Below are 1,505 nucleotides of genomic sequence, written 5' to 3'. Positions count from 1 at the left end.
CCCTGAGTAAGCAGGCCATGCGTGAATTGGAAAAACGATTTGACAGAAAACCTGATCTGGAATCATGGTTTGTCACAATCAATCCGATTACAAAATTGGGGTAATCTATTTTTTCCGAGGCACTAAGACACTGATTCTATGTATGTTCTATTATAGTCCAATTTCTGTATGCGTGGCTGAATATCGTGGGTAATCAAGTAAGTTAATGACATTGGGGTTAGAATATGGCATGAATTCTGGAATGCTGAATATCCAGATGCGGGCAGCAGTTACCGGATTTTGGCTTCGCCACTGGAAAGTCGACTGTTTACACGATCACAAACTTTCAGCACCGGAATACTTACTGTGGCTTAAAAACCACCAAACACTTTATAGCGTTGAAAATCTGGAACTTGTACCAGGTTATCAAGAATCAACAGAACAATACTGATGGAGACAGGCATGCAGTCAATCCTAAATACTTGCGATCCACGAAAGGACATCATACAAGGCTCTTTCAATCCAGAAATCTTTACGGCCTCTATCAGTCAAGTAGCTTCAGCTTATTCTGGCAAGGGTAGTGCCATCGACTCCATTTACACTGACGCCGAAGCATTTTTTCAAGAGGCCACTTTCCCCACCGAAGGATTACAGCGCGTGGTTCGCGATGTTATGGGGAGGCTCAATGGCGACAACAGCAAGCCGGCCATCCACCGCCTGGAAACCGCTTTCGGTGGAGGTAAGACACATACCCTCATAGCACTGACACACCTCGCGCATAGAGGAAAGGAGATTGCCACAGCAGCTGCCGATGTCATTGATGGCAACATACTTCAAGATCCCGGCAGTATCGATGTGGTCGCTATCGCCTGTGACGAAATGCCCGTCATTGCGCCGAGCGGCGAAAAGATCCTGGCGCACACACTCTGGGGAGAAATTGCGCTCAGGTTGGGCGGAGAAGATTTTTACAAAAAGAACCTGCAAGAAGTTACTTCCGGTGCATTCCCGGGGCAGTATTTCCTCGAACGCATGTTTGAAGGGCGCAAAGTGCTCATCATGCTGGACGAATTGGCGCAATATGCCACCCGTTATGAAGCAGCCCATATTGGAGGCGGCGAGCAAATCAGTGCCTTCCTCATGGCGCTGCTTGGCTATGCCAGAACCCATGATGGACTGAGCATCGTACTGACGCTAGCCAGCCAAAGCGATGCTTTTCAAGGCCAGACAGGTATGTTGCAAAGCGTGCTTACCTCTACACTGGGTCGCCAGGTCGATGAGGAAGAGGCTGCAGCCCTAGCACAACGTGCCAACCAAAGCATTATGGGCGTGGTAAAACGTGATGCCACCACCACCGTTCCCGTCAGACCCACAGAAATATCCAGTGTATTGGCACGCCGCCTTTTCACCCATATCAACGAAGCTGAAGCCAACGCAACTGCTGAGGCTTATATGGAAATGTACAAACGTAGCGGCGCCCAACTGCCGGAAGCTGCCTCACAAAATGACTACAAGCACACCATCGTTGC

2 protein-coding genes are annotated in these 1,505 nt (G+C 49.0%); both read left to right on the top strand.

Features of this window, described 5'->3' with window-relative positions:
* The first annotated feature begins 205 nt into the window (after nucleotides 1–205).
* Nucleotides 206–430, top strand: a complete 225-nt coding sequence (locus ACOCD2_RS19565; protein ID WP_419596073.1) for a hypothetical protein — start codon at nucleotides 206–208, stop codon at nucleotides 428–430.
* A gap of 11 nt (nucleotides 431–441) precedes the next feature.
* Nucleotides 442–1,505: DUF499 domain-containing protein (locus tag ACOCD2_RS19560; protein ID WP_293653266.1), on the top strand; the 1,064-nt coding region annotated here is incomplete at its 3' end.

Origin of the sequence: Thiolapillus sp., from assembly GCF_048562965.1 — a bacterium.
Taxonomy (GTDB): domain Bacteria; phylum Pseudomonadota; class Gammaproteobacteria; order Chromatiales; family Chromatiaceae; genus Thiolapillus; species Thiolapillus brandeum_A.
The sequence above is the reverse complement of the archived record's forward strand: the minus strand, read 5'-3'. Positions and strand labels throughout refer to the sequence as shown.

Coding starts and splice junctions, on each gene's coding strand:
- ACOCD2_RS19565 (WP_419596073.1), top strand. CDS start 206: ATGACATTGGGGTTAGAATATGGCATGAATTCTGGAATGCTGAATATC.